The 24150-nt window shown below is 41.7% G+C and carries 14 protein-coding genes; 5 read left to right on the top strand and 9 right to left on the bottom strand.

Annotated features, from left to right (window positions below; translation table 11 throughout):
• Positions 1-10: 10 nt before the first annotated feature.
• Positions 11-3274, bottom strand: a complete 3264-nt coding sequence (locus QTN47_RS18685; RefSeq protein ID WP_369330933.1) for a SusC/RagA family TonB-linked outer membrane protein — start codon at positions 3272-3274, stop codon at positions 11-13.
• Positions 3275-3711: 437 nt separating this feature from the next.
• Here QTN47_RS18685 and QTN47_RS18680 point away from each other — a divergent pair, with 437 nt between their 5' ends.
• A complete protein-coding gene (locus tag QTN47_RS18680; protein WP_369330932.1) occupies positions 3712-4578 on the top strand; it encodes an AraC family transcriptional regulator in 867 nt (288 codons plus the stop codon).
• 195 nt (positions 4579-4773) lie between these two features.
• Here the strand turns inward: QTN47_RS18680 and QTN47_RS18675 are convergent, their stop codons facing one another.
• From QTN47_RS18675 to QTN47_RS18655, 5 genes are all read right to left on the bottom strand, one after another.
• On the bottom strand, positions 4774-5223 hold the full coding sequence (locus QTN47_RS18675) for an L-rhamnose mutarotase (protein WP_369330931.1): 450 nt from the start codon (positions 5221-5223) through the stop codon (positions 4774-4776).
• Between the two features lie 49 nt (positions 5224-5272).
• Positions 5273-6829 (bottom strand): SLC5 family protein, encoded by a 1557-nt coding sequence (locus QTN47_RS18670; protein WP_369330930.1) that lies wholly within the window; start codon positions 6827-6829, stop codon positions 5273-5275.
• Positions 6830-6839: 10 nt separating this feature from the next.
• Entirely contained in the window at positions 6840-8012 is a 1173-nt protein-coding gene (locus QTN47_RS18665; protein WP_369330929.1) for an enolase C-terminal domain-like protein, read from the bottom strand.
• The gene (locus tag QTN47_RS18660; protein WP_369330928.1) at positions 8009-8926 is read right to left on the bottom strand and encodes an aldo/keto reductase; all 918 of its coding nucleotides are present in this window, start codon (positions 8924-8926) and stop codon (positions 8009-8011) included. Before QTN47_RS18660 ends, QTN47_RS18665 begins: the two co-directional genes overlap by 4 nt.
• Positions 8927-9470: 544 nt before the next feature.
• On the bottom strand, positions 9471-12035 hold the full coding sequence (locus tag QTN47_RS18655; protein ID WP_369330927.1) for a PAS domain S-box protein: 2565 nt from the start codon (positions 12033-12035) through the stop codon (positions 9471-9473).
• 256 nt (positions 12036-12291) lie between these two features.
• Between QTN47_RS18655 and QTN47_RS18650 the strand changes: the two genes are divergently transcribed.
• The 3 genes from QTN47_RS18650 (at position 12292) to QTN47_RS18640 (ending at position 16876) form a co-directional block, all read left to right on the top strand.
• On the top strand, positions 12292-12927 hold the full coding sequence (locus QTN47_RS18650; RefSeq protein WP_369330926.1) for a response regulator transcription factor: 636 nt from the start codon (positions 12292-12294) through the stop codon (positions 12925-12927).
• 44 nt (positions 12928-12971) lie between these two features.
• Entirely contained in the window at positions 12972-16166 is a 3195-nt protein-coding gene (locus QTN47_RS18645; RefSeq protein WP_369330925.1) for a sensor histidine kinase, read from the top strand.
• Positions 16167-16246: 80 nt separating this feature from the next.
• Complete coding sequence (locus tag QTN47_RS18640) at positions 16247-16876, top strand: response regulator transcription factor (protein WP_369330924.1); 630 nt, start codon at positions 16247-16249, stop codon at positions 16874-16876.
• A gap of 562 nt (positions 16877-17438) precedes the next feature.
• Here QTN47_RS18640 and QTN47_RS18635 read toward each other — a convergent pair.
• On the bottom strand, positions 17439-17969 hold the full coding sequence (locus tag QTN47_RS18635) for a carboxymuconolactone decarboxylase family protein (RefSeq protein ID WP_369330923.1): 531 nt from the start codon (positions 17967-17969) through the stop codon (positions 17439-17441).
• 389 nt (positions 17970-18358) lie between these two features.
• Here QTN47_RS18635 and QTN47_RS18630 point away from each other — a divergent pair, with 389 nt between their 5' ends.
• Positions 18359-19855 (top strand): sulfatase family protein, encoded by a 1497-nt coding sequence (locus tag QTN47_RS18630; RefSeq protein WP_369330922.1) that lies wholly within the window; start codon positions 18359-18361, stop codon positions 19853-19855.
• A 115-nt stretch (positions 19856-19970) separates the two neighbouring features.
• On the opposite strand, the gene QTN47_RS18625 is transcribed toward QTN47_RS18630, so the two are convergent.
• Together QTN47_RS18625 and QTN47_RS18620 are read right to left on the bottom strand one after the other, a co-directional pair.
• Positions 19971-21296 carry a vanadium-dependent haloperoxidase gene (locus QTN47_RS18625; protein WP_369330921.1) on the bottom strand — a complete coding sequence of 442 codons (1326 nt, stop codon included), beginning with the start codon at positions 21294-21296 and terminating at the stop codon, positions 19971-19973.
• A gap of 92 nt (positions 21297-21388) precedes the next feature.
• Positions 21389-24127 (bottom strand): GH92 family glycosyl hydrolase, encoded by a 2739-nt coding sequence (locus tag QTN47_RS18620; protein ID WP_369330920.1) that lies wholly within the window; start codon positions 24125-24127, stop codon positions 21389-21391.
• Between the last annotated feature and the right edge of the window lie 23 nt (positions 24128-24150).

The following is a 24150-nucleotide window of genomic DNA, read 5'->3' as shown; positions in this document are numbered from 1 at the left end:
TTAAACGTAATTAAAATGTAACACTAATACCAGCATTGAATGAACGCATGATTGGGAACGCTGTACCATCACCACCACCGCCTTCCGGATCGAAGTACTGTTTGTTAAACTTGCTTATGATAAACAAATTTGTACCCGTAGCGAATATGTGCACATTGTCAAAACCATATTTCTGATACCATGCCTGAGGAATTGTATAGGAAAGCGTTAGGTCTCTCAGTCGTAAGAAACTTGAATTCTTTAACCAAAAGTCGCTAAAGGATGATGTAACGCCATTTGTTCCATCATTCGCGGAATACTTATAAGGCAAAGAACCATTGGTATTTGTGGGACTCCACATATCAGTCGCCCATTTGTTCCACATCCTGTTCCATTCCACGCCTCCGGCAAGAGATGACACATTTTTCCATTGTTTTACATACCCGTTGAAAGTTCCACTCAGATTAAAGCCTTTATAACCTACATCAAAATGCCAGCCCAGGACAATGGGATTATTGTCTTTTTTAAGCACCACCATATCATTGCCGTCAACTACACCATCGGGTTTCCCCAATACATTGTTTGCACCATTAATATCCTTATAAACCAGTTGCCCTAATGCCGGTGCAATACCATTAAAAGTATAATTGGCTTTTGAGGCTAACAGCTTAGTCAAATCATCCTGGGTTTTAAGCATGCCCTCAGTCTTGTAACCTGCTATATAATTGGTATGTCTTCCATCTTTTATAGCATCCTGGTAATCATAAGTAACGTTTTGGTCTTTCAGTACGTTCCATGCATAACCGTAAGAAGCGGTAACCGATGTGTTAAACCTTACCTTGCCAAACATGTTGTTGTAACCCAACGTTAGATCCAGGCCCTGACCTTTTACCTTTCCATAATTTACAGAAGGCAATGCGCGACTGAATGTAGGAGGCGTAGTCTGTATTCTTTGACCTAATATATCATATGTATAAGTATTCCAGTATTCTAATGATGCACTATAATGTTTCAGGAAATTAACGTCAACAGCAACATTCTTATTTAAAGACTTCTCCCATGTCAGCGCAGGATTAATTATACCACCATAGGTAATACCTGTACTGGTCGCAGGTGTTGAACCAAAATACGCCGAACTTCCCTGCTGATAACTTTGCTGCCACTGCCATCCACCTACGCCATCATTACCGGTTAAGCCTGCAGATCCGCGTAGCTTCAATAATTCAATTCCTCTCACACCTCTAAAGAATTTTTCTTTGGAGATGATCCATCCGAGTGAGGCAGAAGGAAAGACCCCCCATCTTTGATCAGGTGCAAATTTGGCGGAACCATCATACCTGTAAGCGAATGTTGCCAGATATTTACCGGCATAATCATAGAACAGCTGTCCTGCCCAGGATTTTCTACCGTCGGTATAGGTCGAATATTTGGTACTGCGATTTACATTTTGACCTGATTGAGGAGCAGCAGCCCACCACTGATCGGTTACATAAACAGGAAAACCATTAATATATGCATCCACGCCGGAACCACTGGTAGTATAGTTTTCATAAATCAACCAGGCTTTGAGATGGTGTACATCTGCAAACGTTCTGTCATAGTTCAACTGAAAGTTTAATTGCTTGTCTTCACTCCAGGTTACTACCTGTTCGATATAAGGAGGATTGGTTGAAGAAGATGTTTGATAACCAACAATAGAATCAGTATACCAGATGTGCTGATTACCCTGGGCTGAAGCAGTTTTCACATTTGCCATCTGGTACTGGGTCATAAAGTTGTGCTGCCTGTTCTCGGTATAGGATTTAATAAATGATGCACCGGCTGACAATCCTTTTACGAAAGGCACTTTGTAGGTACCACTTAAGGTAATAACAGGCTTTAAATAGTTATAATTAATATTGCCACCTTGCCCATTAACTTCTGCGCCCATGTTACCGATCCATCCGTAACTAACAGGCTGTCCGGGCGTAGCCCCGGTTGTCCAAACCGGTTGATCCGGCTGCCATACCAGTAATTTTCTATATATCCCTGAAGGATCGCCAATGCCTGTATTTGTAGTACTATGCGTGATATTATTGTTTAAAGCTACGCCTGCAAAAAGTTGAAAGTTTTTACTTACGTCAGCTGTAACATTGGCTCTTACATTGTATTTGTTGAATGTTAGATTTTTCAAAAAACCATCCTGGCTCACATAAGAACCTCCAACATAATATCTGATCTTGTCACTGCCGCCTGATACGTTTAATTGATGCGTTTGCGTGAAAGGATTTCTCCACACATCTTTCAACATATCATAACCCCAGCCTTTACCATTGCCCAAATCGTGGGAATTAAAGTAGTCGAAATCACCCTGGGACCAGGTCCAGAATCCTGACCAGGAAAAAGGCCCGGCAAGTGTATTAAACAATTTACCTTCCTGAACCGCACTGGTTAATTGTACTCCTTTTGTGCGCGTATCTACACCGGTATTAAAGGAATAATTAACAGATGCTTTACCTGCTTTTCCTCTTTTGGTAGTTACCACGATAACACCTCCGGCAGCCCTTGAACCGTATACTGCAGATGTAGCCGCATCTTTTAAAATACTAACGTTGTCAATTTCATTGGGACTCAGATTATTAAAATCACCAGCACCCGAAATTTTTCCGTCAATCACATATAACACAGGTTGTGAATTCCATGAAGTGGCGGTATGGATGGCAACAGACGGAGACGATTGACCTGGAATGCCATTCATATTGCCAACGCTTACACCAGCTGCTTTTCCAGCCAAAACATTGGCAACCATTGTGGTAGGAACTTCCGTTTCAGCATTGCCAAACTTAACTGTAGCAACCGAACCTGTTAATAGCTCCTTTTTCTGTGTTGTGTAACCAACTACAACAACCTCCTGACTTTGCCCCATCGCCAGTTTTAAAGAAACAGTAACGGAAGTTTTTCCCTTTATATTTATTTCGGCGCTTTCATAATTTACGAACGAAACAATTATCGATGTCGCCTTGTCATTGGGATTTAAAGTAAATTCACCATTTTCATTGGTTTGTGTTCCTGTCTGTGTTCCTCGTATTTGCACACTCGCACCGGCAAGTGGCTTACCCGCTTCATCCATCACAACACCTCTGAACTTACCAGCGGATTGGGATACAACGTCATTTTTTTGAGATCCTGTCTGGCTGTATGCACTGACAGTGAAAAAGCTGAATAAAACAAAAGAAAGAGCAAGTTTTACAACGGAAGCCGGTGTAAAAAGATGTTTGTTGTCCTTTAAAAAACAACAATAGCAAGCTAATTTCATAATTTTTAGGTTTGAATTAAAAAGATTGAGAACCCGTTCAGTTAGTTTTTCGAACAATTTGCTGGATACCAGCCTGGAAGTGGAGTTAGTCAGTACTACTTATTTTAATATTGAAGGCATAGTTTCATGAATTTATTTTTTAGAAAATGTTTTATTTTATTACCAAACCTTTTCAATTACAAATCAGGCATTTATTCAAGCAACGATTTCTATTGATTCAGACTAATGTCAATTCTTTTGCAGTGTGGTAGCGTTAGTTCCTTTCACATCAAAGCTGCCCCTTTTACATTTTTACAACAACGGGTTATTTGGCAAAAACTGCCTCTTTTTTAACATACCCTCGCATGGCTGCTTTTTGTGTTGATAGTTTTTATATTTTGCAAATGCAGTCAAGCACTGCATTTGACGATTGTTTATATAGCTACCAATGATTACTTATGCAATACATCTATGAGAATTTTACTTTTCCACCTGATCAGTCCTTTACAATAAGATCTGAGATTCTTAAGTTGAAGAAATACACTACACTAAAGAGTCATATCAATTTTGAAATCGCGCTTATAGAAAATTGTTCAGGCAAGCGTTTTATAGGTGATCATATACAGGACTTTCACGGAACTGAGCTTGTATTACTGGGAAGTTATCTTCCGCATTGCTGGCAATATTATCAGACAGTTGATGCCATGATAGAACCGCAGGCAACTGTTATCCATTTTTTTCCGGACTTCCTGGGAGAGCAGTTGTTGCAAAAACCAGAAGCAAAAACGTTGATAACATTATTCAACAATGCGTCCAAAGGCGTTCTATTTACGGGTGAAACTATGCACAAGGCTAAAATGTTCATGCAACAAATGTTGTTTGAAGATGGACTAGGACGTATGGCATTAATGCTTCAATTACTGAATATCCTGTCTAAATCACCTACGGCTCAAATATTATCTTCTCCATATTTTAATTCAATAGAATCGTCGGGAGAGGCCATCAAAATCAATAAAGTATTTGATTATATTTTCCGCAATTTCAAAAACGATATCAGCCTGCAGGATGTGGCTGAAATTACAGTTATGTCAACTTCAGCGTTTTGCAGATTTTTCAAACAGAAAACCAACAGAACGCTCATTGAATTTATTAAAGAGGTAAGGATAGGGCACGCGGCAAAATTGTTGCTGGAGGGCAATCACAATGTAACGGAAGCCTGCTATCACAGCGGCTATAACAGCATATCCAATTTCAACACACACTTTAAGGATGTGAAGGGTTTGTCTCCGAGAGATTTTCTGAAACAATACAACGAGAAGCACTAGCTGCGAGGTTTTAGCCGTAAGGTATGAGGTGTGAGGCTTGAGGTATGAGGTGTGAGGCTTGAGGTGTGAGGTAAGAGGGATGAGGTATAGTGGTTGTGACGACACCTGGTGTAGAAGCCCGCAAACCGAATACCTTTATAAATCAGCGATCATAAAATTCTGCATCAGACATATGTTAGTATGTGCTTTGCTGTATTATTTGTTTGAAAAAGAATAAAAAGGTTTTGCTTCAACCCAGGTCTGTCCGGGCGCCGTACCCAGAACTCCCTGCTGATAGCCACTCATCAGCTTGTTCCATTCTGCACACCGTTTATCATAACCTTCTGCAATCCTGCCCATACTATCCAGGTCCGCATTTTCGGGAACAACTATACGCATCACCAACAACCTGTTAAACCTGTAAAGCGTGATCTGCTGATAACCGGCTTTTCTAAAACCAGCTTCCACTTCCGGCCAGATATTTTTGTGGTAGTTTAAATATTCCTGCACTTTTTTGTCATCCTCAACCAGGTTCACAACAAAAACAAGCTCCTTTGTTTTAACGCTTTCATTTATGACAGTCTTTTCTTTGTGTTTGCATGAACATAATGTGATTAAAAGAACAAACATTACAGCTTTAAACGAACGGTATTTATATGTCTGCATTATTTATAATTATAGCTATTAGATCTTATGTTATTGCCGCTGCGGCACGTTAACTAAAGAGAAAATAAATTATTGTCATTACAACTGCAAGCAATCCCCACAAAATCCAAACCTTTCTGCTATTATAATTCATATTGCGATTGGTATCAATCAGCGACGGCAGAACAGCACCTCTTGTGGGCTTTGTAAAAAGTGACACCACAACAATCACCACAAGTAATACGCAAAATATATAAAACGACAGTAACAAAAAATGCGGCCAGAAACCCTGATGTGGATAACCAAGCACATGACATGTTCCAATAATCAGGCACAACAACCCTCCGCCGTACAATACAACTTCCGCTCCTATGTTATTAATTCTTTTCCAGAGTATCCCGCTCAGAAATACAACAGTTAACGGCGGTGCAAGAATTGAAACCAGCCCCTGGCTTAACTCAAAAAAGCCTTTCCCGGAGCAGGAGAACATTATTGCAATAAGCACGGCACAAATTGCGGTCAGCACGGTTATCCATCTACCCGTATAACGTTTTTGCCTATCCGACAGATCGAAGAACCTGCTTATTACATCTAACGTAAAAACAGTACTGAAAGAATTTAATCCCGAAGACACAGCATCAACCAACGCAGCAAATAACGCAGCAATGCTCAGCCCAAGAAGACCATGTGGCATTAAGTGTTTAACAAGCGTTATATAAGCGTTATCAGGTTGGGCCGATTGTTTATATAGCACAAAACACATGATGCCCGGAAAAATAAAGATCAGCGGCATTAATACTTTGAGAAAGGAAATAAATATTGTACCATATTGCCCTTGTTGCAGATTTTTTGCCGCCAGTGTTTTCTGTACGATGGTCTGGTCTGTGCACCAATAGTAAAGAGAAACAACCGGATAGCCTGCAATAACAGCAACCCAGGAATATTCAGGATCGGATGCAGGCCTGAATAGCTTCCAGTAATTACCCGGAACAGCGTTGACTAATTTATGTATACCTCCAACTTTGTGTAAAGCCAGCACCGTCAAAATAATGGACGATATGATGATAATAATTGCCTGAAAAATGCCGGTCCGTACAACAGCCTTAAAACCACCAAATGTTGTAAAGCTTGTTGCCACACAAGCAACCAGGATTACAGATTTAAACAACGACCAGCCAAAGATCTGTGATATAAGCAAGCCTCCTGCATACAAGGTGCTTCCCAGCCACGCAAACAGGATGGAAATCAAACTATAGATCACTAAAAAACCATAGGCCCGGCTACCAAATCTCAATCGCATAAACTGCGGAACAGTTGAGATTTTTGTAGCGAGGTAATGCGGCAGAAAAAACATGGCCAGCACCATTAGAAAGACCCATGCGAACCACTCAAAGTTGCTACCAACCACGCCCTGCGAAAACCCAATGCCCGCAAACCCAATCAGCATGGTTGGCCCTGCATTTGCGCTAAATAAAGAAAATCCTATCTGCCACCATTTTAAAGATCTCCCTCCCAAAAAAAGATCGTTGTCGTTTTTCTTTTTTTTAAGGTATATACCAATAAAAAACAGCGCAGCTACATAGCACAGCAGCACCAGATAGTCAATATTCGCAAGCGATATGTTCAAGTTGGTTATGTTATAGCGTAACTAAAGGTGTGTACTTTTTTACATTCTGCCTGTTCCAGAAATGGCTTTTTATAATCTTTTTTTCACTTGTACAGTAATCCCAGTTAATGCGTACCGGCAGTCCCGATACCTCGGGCAAAACATGCATCCCGTTTTTTAGCGCTGGCTTTACAAGCAAATATTTTTCGAGGCCAAACATAATGCAATGGAGATATTCCAACATTACGTTATTCTGAGTAGTTGCGAGCAGGCAATTTGTATAGAAAGAATACCCACCTGAAGAAAAAGTGAGATTATTTTTCGCAGCCAGATCACGCACTTCCATCCATTCGTTGACACCGCCGATCTGTGTTGGCACAGGTTGCAGGTGTTTCACTCCTAACTGTACAAGCGTTGGAAACATTCTTGATGTTCGTTCTGATTCACCGTAAGAAATTGCAACTGGCAGCGCACTGCATAATCGTTCTATCTGGTCATAACTGGCTGAGTGAACAGGTTCTTCAAGCCATGCAATATTTTGATCAGCCACTTTATCCATAAATTCTAATACATCTTCATACTTCCATACCTGGTTCACGTCTATCGCCAGTTTGCATTTACTGCCAGTGAGCTGTTTTACAAACTTCACTCTTTCAACATCTTCCTGAAGACGGGTTCCAAAATTTTTACCCACTTTCATTTTAAAACAGTCTATGCCGGCGTTAAGAAAGAAGCCTATTTCTTCTTCCAGTTCAGCATAAGAATAATTGGTTCCTCCTCCACTGCCATACACTTTTACTATATTGTTTTTCCCTCCAAGGAGTCTATGCAATGGCTGGCTCTTGCGTCGCGAAGCGAGATCATGCAACGCAATATCCACCTGTCCAAGCAATGCCGCAGCCTGACCTCTGAATCCTTCGTTCCTGATTGACCAGTATAATTGGGGAAACAATTCGCGGTAACGGATATTACCACTGTGTAGCAGTATCGGGAAAAAACAGGTTTCCATTATGTTCATATAAGAACTGAACACAGGCCCTTCGCCTATATTTCCATCTTCGTCTTCTAACGTTATAATAGATATTCCAAATGAAGCAAATGGCCCCATAGTGGCGTCCTGGAAGGGAACGATATTTTTTACAGGTTCCAGTGTGCGAATAGTGATTTTGGCTATATTAAAAATCTCGTCATCTATAAAACTCATCCGTTGACTTTATCTTGTAGTGAATATAAAATTTCAGTTTGAATATCATGTGGTAAAGGGCCTTGTTGAAAATCCCCGATAGTACTATTCAATTGCATTTGATTAGCGGCTCCTATAACAATTTTGAAAGGCAGATCAAACCCCAGCAAAAAACGATGCGCAAGAGATGAAAGCCCTATTTTGTGTTTATCGGCAATATGTTTTATCACGTTCGCCTGAACAATCATTTCCTTAGAAAGCCAGTCAGGCTTGCGTTCAGAAAACTTCTGAAAACTGCTTCCAAGCAGCCCCATATGCAAGGGACTTGCGAGGTAATAAGCGATATTTTTTTCCAGGCAAAAAGGCAAAGTAGTGTCCAAATCATCCACACAGCAGGCATTAAGCCTGTTATAACACATGACTACATCAAATACGCCGGATGACAGATACGGCTCAAACAAAGCAGGATAGTTTCCTCCAAGACCAATTTTCGCCACCATTCCTCTTTTTTTAAAAGAGAGCATCTTTTCGATAACGCGTGGCAGATCCTGCGCTGGGATTGCAGAAGGGTCGTGAAGGAACAAGATATTTATACAAGGGATATTTAAAGTATTGAGGCTATTAGTGACACTATTTTCAAGCCCCTCGTCTGAATAATCATAAATACCTTCATCACTCGCAAAACTTTTAAGACGGCCGGCTTTTGTGCTTATAGAAGGAATCTTCCCCCTCCATTTCATCAATGCTGTGCCAATATACATTTCGGCGTTTCCGTAAGACGGAGAAGTATCTATTAAAGTGCAACCGCATTCCAAAGCATGGAGTATACATTGTATGGATTCCGAAGCCCTTACTTTTCCCCACACTCCTCCCAGCCCGGCAGTACCCAAAACACACCGGTCATTGAATAAAAATGTCTTTTCCTGCTTGCTCATTGGAAGCCCACTTCTGTTTTAATAAAAGTAGCCACACCCACTTCGGGAAACAATTGCGATTTTAACATTTATCTCCTTATTCTTGATATACCAGTAATGACGCTATGGATAGACGGGACGGAAAAATCCCAACTTTTCGGGTCGGGATTTTCCTTGGTTAAAATTTGCTTTTTAGGATACGGACGTCATACTATACCACGTTTTTCTTTCCTTACAGGAAAATATTTTGACTGATGGTGCTTCAAACGTCTTATTGAAACTCGGAAATTTATTTTAATACGTTTGTAGACGTTTGTTGATTTTTGGTGAGGAATTTCTCTAACAAAAGCCCCCAACCGGGGGCTTAAAAGTTCAAACATTAGAACATAATAAGATTATAAGGGGTATGCTAACACACCGGTTCTTCAAATTCCGGGGGAAAGATTTTTTATATTCCCATGTTTGTTTTTGGCCTTTGGACTTAAAACGGTTGCGCGAAAGTAGCCGGAAGCACCAGTTTTCCGTGTAGACGTTTGTTGAAATATGTTGTCCGGTAAAAGGCTGTTCAGGATCTTCCGGCACCAGGGAATATGAATTCCATACGACAACCGCCTGCGGGTATAGTATCAATGGAGAATGTGCCATTGAAAGATTTCACCCTGTTTACGATGTTATTCAGGCCGATACCCTTTGAAGGATTTGCCGGGTTAAACCCCCTGCCATTGTCCTGAACGCATATCTTAACACCTTGCAGATAAGATATGACCGAAAGCGAAACTTTTGTCGCTGCGGCGTGTTTGAGAATATTATTAAACAGTTCCTGTATAATCCGGTAAATGTTCACTTGCAGTTCATCATCTGTCACAGAAACTGCATCATCGTAAGTAAAATTAACCTGGAGGCCGGCTACTCTGTCGAGGTTCTCCAACAGAGATCTGATAAGCGCCTTCAGATCATTCCTGGCGGACGGTACAAGCTCTTCGTGTGTAAGCACCCGTATTTCATTAATAGCGTTATCAACAAGCCCCTTGGCCCGCGTTATCAATTCACGGTTTTGCTTGTCTGCAGTTTCCATAAGACCAAGCATCATTTTTGAGCTTACCAATATCTGGTTCACATTATCATGCAATTCGCGACCTATCCATGCGCGCTCTTGTTCCTGCGCACGCAATATGGCACGCGCTATCTTCTTCTGCTCTTCCACACTCTGCTCAAGCATTTTTTGCTGCAGCGAACGCATTTCTGTTATATCAGAAACAGCCATCATCAAACCGAATATTTGCTCGTCATCACTCACCGGAAACATTTTTATCAGGTACCGGTTGTACGATTCGTCAGGTTGGCGATGACTTACTTCATAATTTACCTGTTTACCTGATAACACTTCGTCCATTTGTCCGGCGAGTGTTGCATGCCGTTCCGGTGGAAATATCTCAAGAATATGCAGTTGAAGAACGGGCGCTTTTTTAAATTCGCGCTGGAGATATTCGAGTGCCTTGTGATTGAATGACTGAATTTTCAATGCCTTATCCAACAAAACATAACAGGTATCTGTAGTTCCGAGAATGGATTGAAGGTTTGCTTCCGAGCGTTGTAAGGTTTCCTCCCACATTTTCCGTTCTGTAATATCCAGTACCGTCCCTATCAATGCGCGCTTGCCGTTGAAAACAGTGCGTCCCACATAAAACTCAATGCGGTTTATACTTCCATCTTTTTTAACACCCCACAATTCAAACCGCATCTGTTCATCCCGCCCCTGCAGGCAGGTATATGCATATTTTTTTGCAGCCAGTCTGCTTTCGGGCGCCACCAGTGTTTCCAAAACAGGAAGCCCCATCAATTCATCAATTGTATAACCAAATATCTCCGCAAAGCGCTGGTTGAAGTAAACTATTTTACCTTCGCTAAGAATATAAACGCCGGCCTGGGATTTTTCTACCAGCGTTCTGAATTTTAGTTCAGCTTCTTTCAACTCCAGCTCAGACTTCCTTCGCTCAGAGATATCAACCCCAAATCCCATCACACAATGCTGCCCCTTATAAAAAATGGGAACTCCGTTCAAAAAATAAGGAATTCGCTCGCCGCTTTTTGTAATAAGATCAGCCTCTACTTCAACATAGCGGCCATCGTACACCTGCTGAATTTTGGTTGCCACAAATTCCCTTTCCTTCCCGTCAAAAAAATCCAACGGATGCAAATGCTTTAAATCTTCGTGAGAATAGCCTGATACCGTTTCGAGATTTCTGTTCCATCTTAAGCGATTGCCCTCTTTATCAAAAATGTAGAAAATACCCGGCAGGTTATTTATTACGGAGTCTGACAACTCCTTTTCATTAAATAGTTGTGTTGCGTAAACACGGCGCCCGGCAAACAATTTCAGTTTTTCCGCAAGCATATCTATCAAGGTTCTCTCCTCCTTTAAAAAAGGTCCTTCGTGGGCGGGGGGCATCTCTTCCCTGTAACCAACCTCAATTATTCCGATACAGGAATCAAGCAACACTATATCCGCAGAAATCCTGTCAACTGTTGCAAAAAAATCTTTTGTACAAAATTGTTCTCCGTTAAATATTATTCTCGCTTCGGTTATGGCCGGATATTGCCACCCCGCCGGCAAAATGTTCACCAACTCTTCCAAAAGCATTTCCTGAGGTTGTGTATCTGACTGAAGTATCAGGTCAGCCCTGTGCAAAGTGGATAATTCTTTTACACGTTCGTGCAACAGATGTTCTACGCGGCGCTTTTCCTGCTGCTCTTGCATTAAATCTGTGATATCATGCCAGCTCCCGGCTATGGTTGTACATACACCATCTGCATTGCAATCGCCAACTATTTTAATAATTGCCGTTCTTGTTCCGGTAGCGAAGTGAATGTTTTGTTGCCATTGCATCTCTTTCACCTGCACACCTACTTCTTTAATTTTTAGCAGAATGGTTTCAGCAGTTTGCAAGGGCAACACCTCCTGTAGTAAACATCCTTCCACCATTTCATTTTTGCAGCCGGTTGCTTTAACAAATGCGGCGTTGGCATATTTTATACGCAGTTCGGTACCTTGCTCTTTAGTCATTACAAATACCGGATCGGTCACGGCAGTCAATAAAAGATCAAGCTCTCGTTCAAGCGGCTTTGTCATCGCTTTAATGCGTTTAAATCGCGTTCAATATCTGCTATCCTGTATTGATTATCATTAAAATCCCATTAAGAAATTACAATTCGTACGCTTTCACATTGCCCGCCTGGTAGCCAGACACAACTGTATTGCTGAAAATCATGTTATTACATGATTTGTTATAAAATTAGATTTTTATGCTACAGGTTCTTTGCAACCGTTCATTGTGTCAAGCAGTAGTAACATGCTTTAAATTGCCGTACTTTTAAAAAAATTGCCTATGAATATTCTCATTGTTGATGACCATGCCGTAATACGGCAAACGTTGGGAATGATTATCAACACTGAATTTCCGAATGCCGATTGCAGTTCTGTGGAAACCGGCCGGGCCTGCCTTGATGTTTTGCAGACACAGACATTTGACCTGGTTATACTTGACCTTAACCTGCCAGATATAGATGGTGTAAAAATTGCGGGCCTGATACGGAATACTTACCCGGAACAAATGATCCTTGTTTTTTCCATGAACCCAAGCAGTTTGTTTGCCGCAGAACTTTACAGGTTGGGCGTTATGGGCTATTTAAACAAACAAGCAGATATAAGTGAAATAAGAAAAGCGCTGAATACCATTTTAAGAAAAAAGATTCCTTATAAAAATGCACATTATAAAACGGCAGACAATTCCGGGCCAACCAGGAAAATCACTGCCAATCCCTTCACAAAATTGTCCCAACGGGAACTGGAAGTTGCAAGATTACTTGCAAAAGGGAAATCGATGGAAGAGATTGCATCGCATTTATGCATAGGGGCATCCACTATTCGCACGTATAAGGCCAGGGTTTTTGAAAAGCTTGAAGTTGCAAGTCTATACGATTTTTTAACCAAGGTTAAGCTGTATGAACTTGAAGTCGGTTAGTTATTTCACGCTGCATTATTTTAAGATCACTAATCAATACATCATTGAAGTCGTTTTTATTTCGTTTTATAGTCTCTCTTGCTCCTTTACTGTTGGGCAGCCTGGTAACACATTCTCAACAGCCATTGTTTGAAGAACAAACACAGCCTGCAGGCGTTACCCGTATAAGAAATGTAGTGGGTATGATGGCTGATTCCAACAACTGCATATGGCTGGCTACACAATCAGGAATATATCGTTATGATGGTTTTAAGTTCCGGCATTACAGTGACCAGAATACCGCCACATTGCAATATGAAAGAATGGCCGGAATTGCAACGATCCTTAGAGGCGATGATAAAGCGCTTTGCATACAGGACGCCCAGGGAAATTTGTACACCGTTAACAAAGAAAGCCGCATAGAACCGCTTAACGAAGGCAAAAACACAAAGGTTGCTTTTGGAACCGTGAGCAGGCCATTCCATTTTTTTAGCCGTAACCAGCCGGAAAATAAATGGTATGCAGATAAAATTCAAACAACTTTTTTTGTCAGCAGCAGTAAAACGTTTTACCTGAGACTGGAAGACCGCGTTATCGAAAAGATTTCAGCTACAGATTTATATAACCTCAAAAAAGGAGATAGAGTATACAGCTGGAACAATGGCGACAATCCTACACTTTTCGCTACTGAAAATCACTTTTACACAATCAGCAACAACAGGATACAACAATTGAACGATACCAGCGGTAAACCTACCCCGGTTTATTTCACCGGGGATCTTTCCGGAATTGAACGCGTTAACAACACTGGCCGTTTAGACATTCTGCAGTCAAGTGATAAAAAATTCAGCTTTGCATGGCACGGGAACAAGCTCTACGAAATAAATGAAACAAAGGGCAGCAACCTGTTGCATACAAAATTAATGGCCGAAACGCCGGAAAAAGATGTACCGTTACAGGTCTTATACTCACAGCAGCAACACCTGCTGGTGATTTACTATAAAACCCGGGGACTTGTATTTTACAGGCCCAGGCAGTTTTCACTCTTGTCTTATAAACAGACCGACCAGGATGTTTCCGATAATTATTATTATTCATTTTTCCCTTACAGAAATGGATTTGTCACAGTAATCAACGAGGGCCTCGTATGGCTGGGCATTAATGGCCGTACAGAATTGCTTGCAAAAGATGCCAGTCTGAAATTCTTTCTTTTTAAAGACGACGACGATAATATCTGGTATCAGGCCACATCGCTTGATATAAAGCGATACAATCCTAAATCCGGAAAAAGTGAAACGATTATAACTGCTGCACAAACGCGTGCGTTCAGCAATAAACGTTTTGATGTAAAAAGCATGGTGCGTAAGGACTCAAATAGCTATTACCTGCTCACCCAGTTCTCCTTAATTGAGCTTAGCCTGCAATATGGCACGCCAGTACTTAAAGCATTATTAAAAGCCCCTGACAAATCTGATTTCAGTATTCTTTTTGTAAAAGATGCACAAACATTGCAACTGGGAACAAGTAACGGACTGATAGAATACAACACGGCCAACGGAACACATAAAACAGTACCACGTTTAACTAAAGCCTTCATAAGAGCTGTAACAAAAATTGGTGAGAACAATTACCTGGTAGGGACCTACAACAAGGGAATATTTCAGGAGAAAAACGGGAAGTGGTGGCACCTTTCTTCAAGACTGAATAATCTTCCGCCTTCTGCACACGCATTCATAACAGACAGCCTTACGCGTTCAGTTTGGGTAAGCAGTAATGACGGATTGCTAAGGCTTTCTCTTGCACAGTTACAAAATAATACGCCAGCGGACAGCAATTCAATGGGCGTGCAGCACTTTATGAATTTCGGCCCATCGATCATGTCTGAGTTCAACGGAAGCAACAGTGCAGCCTCTGCAAAACTATCAGACACCACACTTGCATTCGCAAATGTGAATGGTCTGGTAACATTCAACCCATTGAACATAGTGTCGTATCCGTTACCAACCAACGCCCTTATGGAATCCGTTAATGAAACGGACAATGACTCGATACCGGTTTACAACAACAAACTCGAGCTGGTTGAGGTTAGCCCTGTAATTCCCTATTTTGGCAACCTGGAAGAACTGGAAGTGTCTTACTTTCTCACCAATTATGACAAACAATGGCACTTACAGGCCCCGGGCTCTGTGATCATTTACAGAAAGCTACCACCCGGCGAACATACCCTTCAGTTCCGGATCCGCCATACACACGACTTCCCTGGTAAAGAACTGGTTCTTAATGCAGCAAGCCTGTATATCCCTTATAAATGGTATCAGAAAACCGGATACCAGCTAGTGCTTGCGACAATGTTGTTACTGATACTTTTTATGATACACAGCCTCCGCATCTGGTTTATTAAAAAGCGCAAAAAGGAACTGGAGCAGCAGGTAAAATTAAAAACTGCGGAACTTAGTGAATCCAATGAAAATCTAACCGCGGTGATACATGAACTGACGACATCTGAAGCCAAATTGAAAAAAAGCAATTTTCTTAAAGATGAATATTATGCTTTGCTAACACATGATCTTCGTTCACCGCTTAAATTCCTGTCCTTTAACCTGGGGCATCTTCTGGAAAAAATGCCTGACATGGACGAAGACATGCTAAAAAAGGGAATTATCACCACTTATCAGTCTTCCAACGAGCTAAACAAACTTGTTGATGAGTTTGTCTATTGGATCCAGGAAAACGAAAAAGAAATAAAGATCCACCCGGAACAAACATCCGTTGCCGTTATTGTTTCAGAATTGAAAAAGCTGTTCGCTATAGGGATGGAAACAAACGAAAATGTGTTTATTTCTGAAGTACAGGATAATCTGCATTTTTTTATTGATGCGAATATTCTTTTTATGATCCTGCGGAACGCAGTAGATAATGCGAATAAATATACCTCAGCAGGCGAAATAAGACTTACGGCTTCCTGTAATAACAATGATCTTCAAATATGTGTAGCTGATACAGGCATGGGCATAAGTGCTGAAATGGTTGAGCATCTGATGCGAATTCAGGATACGGATATTCCACTAAGCTCCCATCAAAAGAAATCGCTTGGATTTTACATAATGGCGATGCTTCTCCGGAAATTAAAAGGATGCTACCGCATTGAAAGCACAAAAGGAAAAGGTACAAGCATTATATTCACCATTCCGGAGTGCGAAAGACCTGACAATCAAAAACAAACCGACGCCGGAAAAATTCATAGAAGGTCAACCCGTTAGCTACATTTTCTAAGTGCACTATTGCGAGACCGTATTGAAAATGATCGATAAATACTGTAATTTGTTTTTAATTATCAGCTATGAAGGTACTTTTGGTGGATGATCATATGATCATCAGGCAAAGCCTGCTGTATATACTGCAATCGCAGTTTCCACCCGTCCTGTGTTTTGAAGCACGTACCGGTGAGGAATGTACGACGATGCTCAAGAAGGAAAACTTTGATCTGCTGATCCTGGATCTGACACTGCCGGATACGGACGGCATTGCTTTAACGGAATGGATCATGCAGCGGAATCCCCATCAAAAGATCCTGTTCTTTTCCACCAGTCCAACCGAAGTGTTTGCAAAACGGCTGTATCAAATGGGTATTATGGGCTATATCAACAAGCAGGCCCCCATCAGTGAGATATCTAACGCACTGTATGCGATTATCAGGAAAGGTGAAAAATACGTGAATGAAGAGTTTAAAGCCATGCTTACACAAAGCGACGAGCCTGAGCATGACATTGCTCCTTTGGAGCGGCTTTCAAAAAGAGAACTGAGTATTGCACAACTGCTGGCCAACGGTAAATCCATCGAAGCGATAGCAGCCACGCTGAACGTTGAAACAACAACTATACGGACACATAAGGCCAGAATTTTTCAAAAACTTGAGATCACAAGTTTTCCCGAATTTCTTCAAAAAGCGAGACAGTACAAGCTTATATAACTTTTTTACGCAAACGGCACTAAAGCCCCGGAAATTACACCGGGGCTTTTACAGTAGTTGACTACTGGTATTAAAACGTAACAGAAACCACACAACCCAAGTAAAACCTAAGCCAGTACTACATTTTGCAGTTCAGGCGGACGTAATGGTTCTCTGTGTTTTCAAGAGGGCAAACCGGATTAAAACACAGGTATACATCGCTTATTATTCAATTGTGTTGCGTAAAAGTCAGACAAGGTAATGGAGAACCGCATTCAACGGTGTAGACATTTGTTGAAAATTGAGAAAAGAAAGAAGCCTCAGCAGGAATACCGAAGCTTGTATTACCAAAACATTGTTAGAGCTCACATCTAACTGTGCTTATGAAAAGACTAGCATAATAGGGCTAAAAAGTAGGTCTGCTGCATTCTACATTTCGCCTATTCTTTATAGATACAAAACTCAGGTATATCGGGCTTTTTTCTTGTAGCTGTTTGTTGATTTTAAAAAAATATTTTGAAATGCAGTTTGCTGTCACCGCTTCATTTCCAAAACATAATCATGCATTTTTTTGCATTTGCTTTCAAAGTGATTTTGCAGCTGGGAAGTCTATTGGAATTGCAGTTAGTCTGAAAACATAATTGGTAAAGCTCATTACGTTGATCAATACCATCAGATCGATCAAGGCAGTTTCGTTGTAACCTGACTGAAAGAATAAGTCCTGCAACGCTTGTTGAACTGCTCCCCTGTTTTCAATCACAGATTGTATGACATTATAGATGATTTTCCATTTAGCATCGGGAAAAGTACCAGCCCGCAGCTGAAGTGTTTCTTCCTCTTTCCATCCAAACTTCATGGCACTTTGCGTATGTGAGGCCAGGCAATATTCGCATCCGTTAAACTGAGACACGATAAGATAAATTGCTTCCCGTTCTTTTCCGTGAAAACTATTCTTTACCTGGGCATGCACGTAAGCCATGTAAGAACTTAATGCATTGCCTGAATAACCAATAGTAGCATAGAGATTGGGCACTTTGCCAGACGTTTTTGTTAACTGACTGAACACTTCCTGTGCAGCGGGAGATACTTCATCATATCCGGGAACTTTAAACATAGTGAAGTGATTTAATGCCCGGTAAGTTAGGCCATTTTTGGAAGTGAATAATAAGTAGTGAATCGTGAATCGTCAATAGTGAAATGTGCATGCTTGCAAAATTTCCGGCTTTAATATCACAATAATCGCAGCATGCATTGACTTTAAAATGTTTGTTTGAGAACATAATGCAAACGATTGATCAATTTGCCCAGCTCCACTCAAGTCATTACTTAGAGCTGTAATTTTACGTCTTGGCTAATTAAATAACTTAGAAATTAATTTATAAAAATTATTTACATAGCAACAAGGCATTAGAAAGTAATAACAATGGGAAACTAAAAGCTACGTTATAAACCCGTCTGGCCGGTTGCAGATCTCATCTGACCGGTCACATAATCTTTTCGAGCATGAAAAAAATATCTTTTTTACTGTTGCTGTTTATCGCGGCAACATGCGCCGCACAACAAAAGCCCAATGTTATTGTGATTTGCGCGGATGACCTGGGTTATGGAGACCTTAGCGTTTACGGCGCCAGGCAAATAAGCACACCCAATATCGATAAGCTTGCACAGCAGGGTTTACGCTTTACTGATGCGCATGCAACATCCGCTACATGTACACCCTCACGCTATGCGTTACTCACCGGACAATACCCATGGCGCGATGAAAGCATTCGTATTCTTCCGGGCGATGCACCGCTAATCATACCTACGGGCAAAACAACGCTACCATCTTTATTTCGCCAGGCTGGCTATAAAACAGCTATTGTAGGCAAATGGCATCTTGGCCTTGGAAAAGAAACTGCGAAGAACTGGAACAAGCCAATTGAAAATGGTCCAAATGATGTAGGCTTTGACTATTCATTCATCTTTCCTGCAACGGCAGACAGGGTACCAACTGTCTTCCTGGAAAACCGCGATGTACTTGCACTGGATAGCCTGGATCCGATTGAAGTGGATTATAAAAAACCAATTGGCAATGATCCAACAGGCAAAGATCATCCTGAGTTGTTGAAGATGCAGTCATCACCGGGACAAGGTCATAACCAGACAATCGTCAATGGCATTGGCCGCATCGGCTATATGAGCGGTGGTAAAAAAGCACGCTGGACTGACGAAGAAGTTTCTCTTACCTTTTTGAGTAAAGCGAAAGAAGTGATCAACGCAAATAAAAAGAATCCTTTCTTTCTTTATTTCGCGACAACAGAACCCCATGTTCCCCGCATGCCTGCAACCATGTTTAAAGGGAAAAGCAAATTAGGATACAGAGGGGATGTGATTCTGCAACTGGACTGGACAGTAGGTGAGATCATGAAAGAACTGGAAGCTGCAGGCATTGCAAAAAACACCATTGTCATCTTTACCAGCGATAACGGACCGGTGCTTGACGATGGCTACCAGGATGAGGCGGTAACAAAACAAAACGGACACATGCCGGCGGGCCCGTTGCGTGGCGGCAAGTACAGTGCATTTGAAGGAGGAACGAGACTTCCATTTATTGTGAGCTGGCCGTCGACAATAAAAGCAGGGGTGTCAGATGCTTTGATGTGCCAGGTAGACCTGGTGGCTTCATTTGCCAGGCTCTTAAATATACAGCTGCCTGCAGGAAATGCGACAGACAGTGAAGATCATCTGCAGGCTTTGCTGGGCAAAAAGCCCACAGGAAGAAATGTACTGATTGAACAGGGTGGTTCAATATCGATTGTAAAAGAGGGCTGGAAATATATCACACCATCAGGCGGAACAGCCTATGACAGCCTTACAGGAACTGAAACCGGCAACGACAAGTCTCCACAATTGTATAATTTAAAAGAAGACATTGGTGAGAAAAATAATCTTGCTGGAAAATATCCGGAAAAAGTGAAAGAATTGGAGGCACTGCTGTCGTCAATCAAGAATAAATAATAGAATTTTAAACGGAACCCTCTGTGCAACTCCGTGTCTTCTCCTGTATTTCTCTGTGTAACCATAATATTCATCCAATACCATGAACAATTATAGTCACACAGAGATCATTAATTTATTTCTTCAATATTCTATCAACAATAAGCGCTCCTACCTTTTTTCCCTGGGCTGCACCATCATCTACACTATTGCGATAGTGAATACCACCATACACACGGCTGATCGATGCTTCAGCAGCGGCCTCCTGGAAAGAATTAAAATGGCGCTGCATGCCGATGTATCTCAGATCACTTGTATCCTGAAAGGAGAAATTTTCTCCATACATACTTGCCAGGACGGTAGACGCCGCTGCAGTTATTGAACTATGACCACTTGGATATTCCGGAAAAGGTGGTGTCTGTAAAAAAGGCGAAAAAGTTTTATCCATCCACTCATTAATTACTGTAACCGGCCTTACAACACTACTCCTGTATTTTTCATCCCAACAGGCAATAAATGCATCATATAATGCAATCGCGGTCAGTGCATAACCTTTTGCAATCTTCACTGGATCCGCATTCGTTTGCTTTGCCGCGATGGCTGCAATACCCATCCAGTGACCACCCGGAGTAATCTTTTTCTTGCCAAACATTAAATGTCCTGAATGCTCTATCACAAACGGGTTATCATCCCAGTACCGCGCAATTGTTTTTTGCTCTTCCGTTAAGGTTGTGTTTATGGTATACACTTCTTTGGCGTTCTTATAAAATTGACTGGTGGTGTCTTTACTGAATGTTGGCGGGCCAGGCGGAGTAAATTGCGCTGCAGAATCCATCAACATTGGCTTCATTGTATTCCAGCACCACTCTACTCCATCTAAATAATCAGGCGGTGTTGGTCTCCATTTCCCGGGATCGGTACTGCCAAGATATTTAGGCTTTCCCCTGGAATCAATATAGCCATCTGTTTTTGCTCTTGCCAGTATTGACTGAGCTACACTTTCACCAAATGCTACAGATCGTTGATAGGTTGAGTCATCTGAATTTTCCTTAAAATAATTATAGACCGATTCTTCATAAGTTTTCAGGGAATCAACAGAGAACACTTTTACATTGCGAACTACCGTAAAGAAAGCTTTGGTGGCAGCAAGCGTATAATTATATTTTTTCCCGGCTTCCGGCTGAGGCATTTTTCCGAAGCCATGTAGCTTTTCCGCTATTGACGCGCTGCCTTCTTTGGCAAAGCGGATTGCTTCATAAGAGGCCAGCGATGAGTACGTATAGATCCTGCTGGCAACTGGCGGAGAAAATACATCGTAAATGATCACCTCGGTCAACAGATCCTGGTTTTGATGCAAGATATCAGCCTCTGACAACTTCGTTTCTTTTTTCTGAGGCTTGCAACTACAAATCAACATAAGAGAACATAATAGCCCCACAATTGTCTTTACACTTTTTTTCATATAGCACTTCAATTATAACAGCAGTTTTTCATCCACTGCTTCATTTTAAATTTTAATAACCTTATAAAAACCGATCTAAATTTTTGATACAATTATTGCTGTGAACATGCCGGCGGCAAACCGGTTGTTCCCCACTTCTTATTTGGCTTCGCACCCAGCCACAAATTCAATTGCCCACCGTTTGCGAAAGCATCATGGCTAAACCAGAACTTCTTTAGATCGGCTCCATTTAACGTAGCTGATTGTATGTAGCAATTTGTTTCGCTGTTGTTAAAACATTTAATTACAAACTGCTTCCCTTTATAATAATTCTGATTCAATGTAATAGATACTTCATCAAAAACCGGCGATGTAATTTCATACACAGGCTTCTCCGCCTCTCCTCCCATTATGTCAAACAAACCTATTGACATCAACGCACTCACTCCTCCCATCTGTCCCTGGTCCTCATCATGCCCTCCGTAACCCAAATCAGGTGTAACACCTCCAAACGCCTGTTCTTTTACCCTGCGAACCCAATATTGTGTGAGCCAGGGTTTGCCTGCATAACTGAATACATGCGCATTCGAGCAACCGGGCTGATTAGCATAGCTTACATAGCCACTGCCATAACCATACACGAAATCTTTAGCGCGTGATTGCTCAAAAGCATAGTTGAGCCTGTTGCAGAAGCTGTCAGCGCCACCCATTTTAGTAACGAGTTTGGCGATGTCGTGTGAAACACCCCACGTAGCCTGCCATGCATTCGCTTCTATCCATCCGTTACCACTCAAAGGATCCTTGTGCATAAATTGTCCATCCTTATTTTTGGGAAACAAGAATTTACTGTCAGCATCAAAACAATTTACCCAACTAGCAGATCGCTTTTTAAAGAATGCCACATCATCCTTTTTACCAAGTCTTGAAGCCATTTGAGCCGTACCCCAATCCTGAAAAGCCGCTTCAATGGTTATTCCCACGTTATCGGGCCACCATCCTTTCGATGTATAGAATTCTATATCTTCTTTGCTACCCAACATCCCGCCCGGCAACTGATTCCGTTTTACTACTTCGAATGCATGATCCGGATCTACCTTCTTTAATAAACCTTTCATGTAAGTGCCCGCGATTAAATTCGCCGCGGGGTTACTCGTCATTATATAAGAGTAACCACCACCGCAAGGCCCGCGTGGCAACAAATAGCCATTGTTTGCATACTCGATCATGGAAGCAGAGAAATCATCCAAAACTTCCGGCCATGCAAGGCTCCACAAAATGTTCAGGTTCCATTGTGTGAGCCATAACGCATCGGAATTATACATATTGAATTTAGGTTTGCCACTGGCATCTTTGGGCAGCGTTTTTATTTTGAAGACAGCATCGGTGAAGTTCCCCTTACGCCCCCCGGGTTTCGCTTCTGTTCTGTCAGGATAATCACCGCTGATGTCATTGATCTTTTGGCGGCCTAATAGTGCATGCCACAGATCAGTATAGAATTTTACGCGTTGAGCAACAGAGCCGCCTTTTACTACAATTTTTCCCAGGCAGTCGTTCCAGGTATTTCTTGCGTTGTTACGCACTTCATCAAAACTCCAATGATTACATTCTTCATCAAGGTTTTTCCTGGCATTGTCAGTAGTCGTATAAGAGACAGCAATCTTCATCTGCAGTTGCTCTCCTGCAGCCATATTGTATTCAGCGCCAAGCGTAAGGCTATCGCCCGCCGCCTGTTGAATGGCATTTTGAACTGCTTTGCTGCCCTGCCATGCATTAAGTGATGAGAAGGGTTTATTGAACCTGATCACAAAAAACACGCGCACATCTGTTGGCCCACCCCAGAGACGTTTAATTGTGCCGAATGAGCCTTCTATTTCATAATCATTTATCTTATTAACCTTTGCATCTACCATGGTGCAGTTTGAAACCATTCCGCCCAGATTGATGATGACACGCGCATCGGTATTTTTTGTATATCTGAAACGATAAAAATTTACTCTTTCAGTCGCTGTTTGCTCCACCCATATTTTATTCTGCTGCAGCATTACACGGTGATACCCTGGCTGTACAATTTCGTCATCATGCCTGAACTGCGACTTCCATGCCTGTTGCCCGCCAGCGGGATTCTGTGCAGTTGTGGCCGGCATGATCTCAATTCCCGACATCATCCATGAATGGATCTGCTCAAAACCCAGGATCTCATTTTCATTATAATTGTACCCTCCGCCAAACTGGTTTTTATTCCTGGTAAGCGGTGCCGAAGTGGCCATTCCAAAGGGAAGACTGCCCGTAATAAAAAAGAAATACCGTCCCCGGTTTGTCTCAATATATGGATCTACCGTGGACACAAAATCTTTGGCATGTTCAGCTGAAGGATATACTTCTATTTCGGAGAAGCCCAACTGACCGCCCGTTCCATCAAACACTTCAAACTTTATCCATTTTGTTTTTCTCTCCTTAAATGCAACTGCGAGTCCCGTTCCATCAGAAGGCAATTGATTTACCCATTCAACGGACCCGTCGCTGAAAACCATTTTTAGCCCCTTGACATTGTGCGCCAGTGTAGCTCTGTCAAACAGCACAACTTTGTTAACCCATTGCGCAGAATCCCATTCCAACTGAACCCATGGCAAGCGGATATATCCCCAATATGCTGTATCAGCCTCACAAACCCACTCTCCTTTTCCATCTACACCTATCACGCCATCTGCGATATTTTTAGCTGCACACGCACTGCCGGCTTCAGTTGATGCAGTGATCTTTGCGCGAGGAGCAATATTATCTGTTCCTGCAAAAGATGCTAGAGCAAATCCCATTGAAATGAGCAATAAATAAATCGTCCGTAAAAATTTCATCGTGGTATAATTATTATGTGGTT

This window comes from Danxiaibacter flavus (assembly GCF_041060425.1).
In the GTDB taxonomy this organism is placed as follows: Bacteria; Bacteroidota; Bacteroidia; order Chitinophagales; family Chitinophagaceae; genus Danxiaibacter; species Danxiaibacter flavus.
Note: the sequence above shows the minus strand (reverse complement) of the source record. Positions and strands in the feature narration are given on the sequence as shown.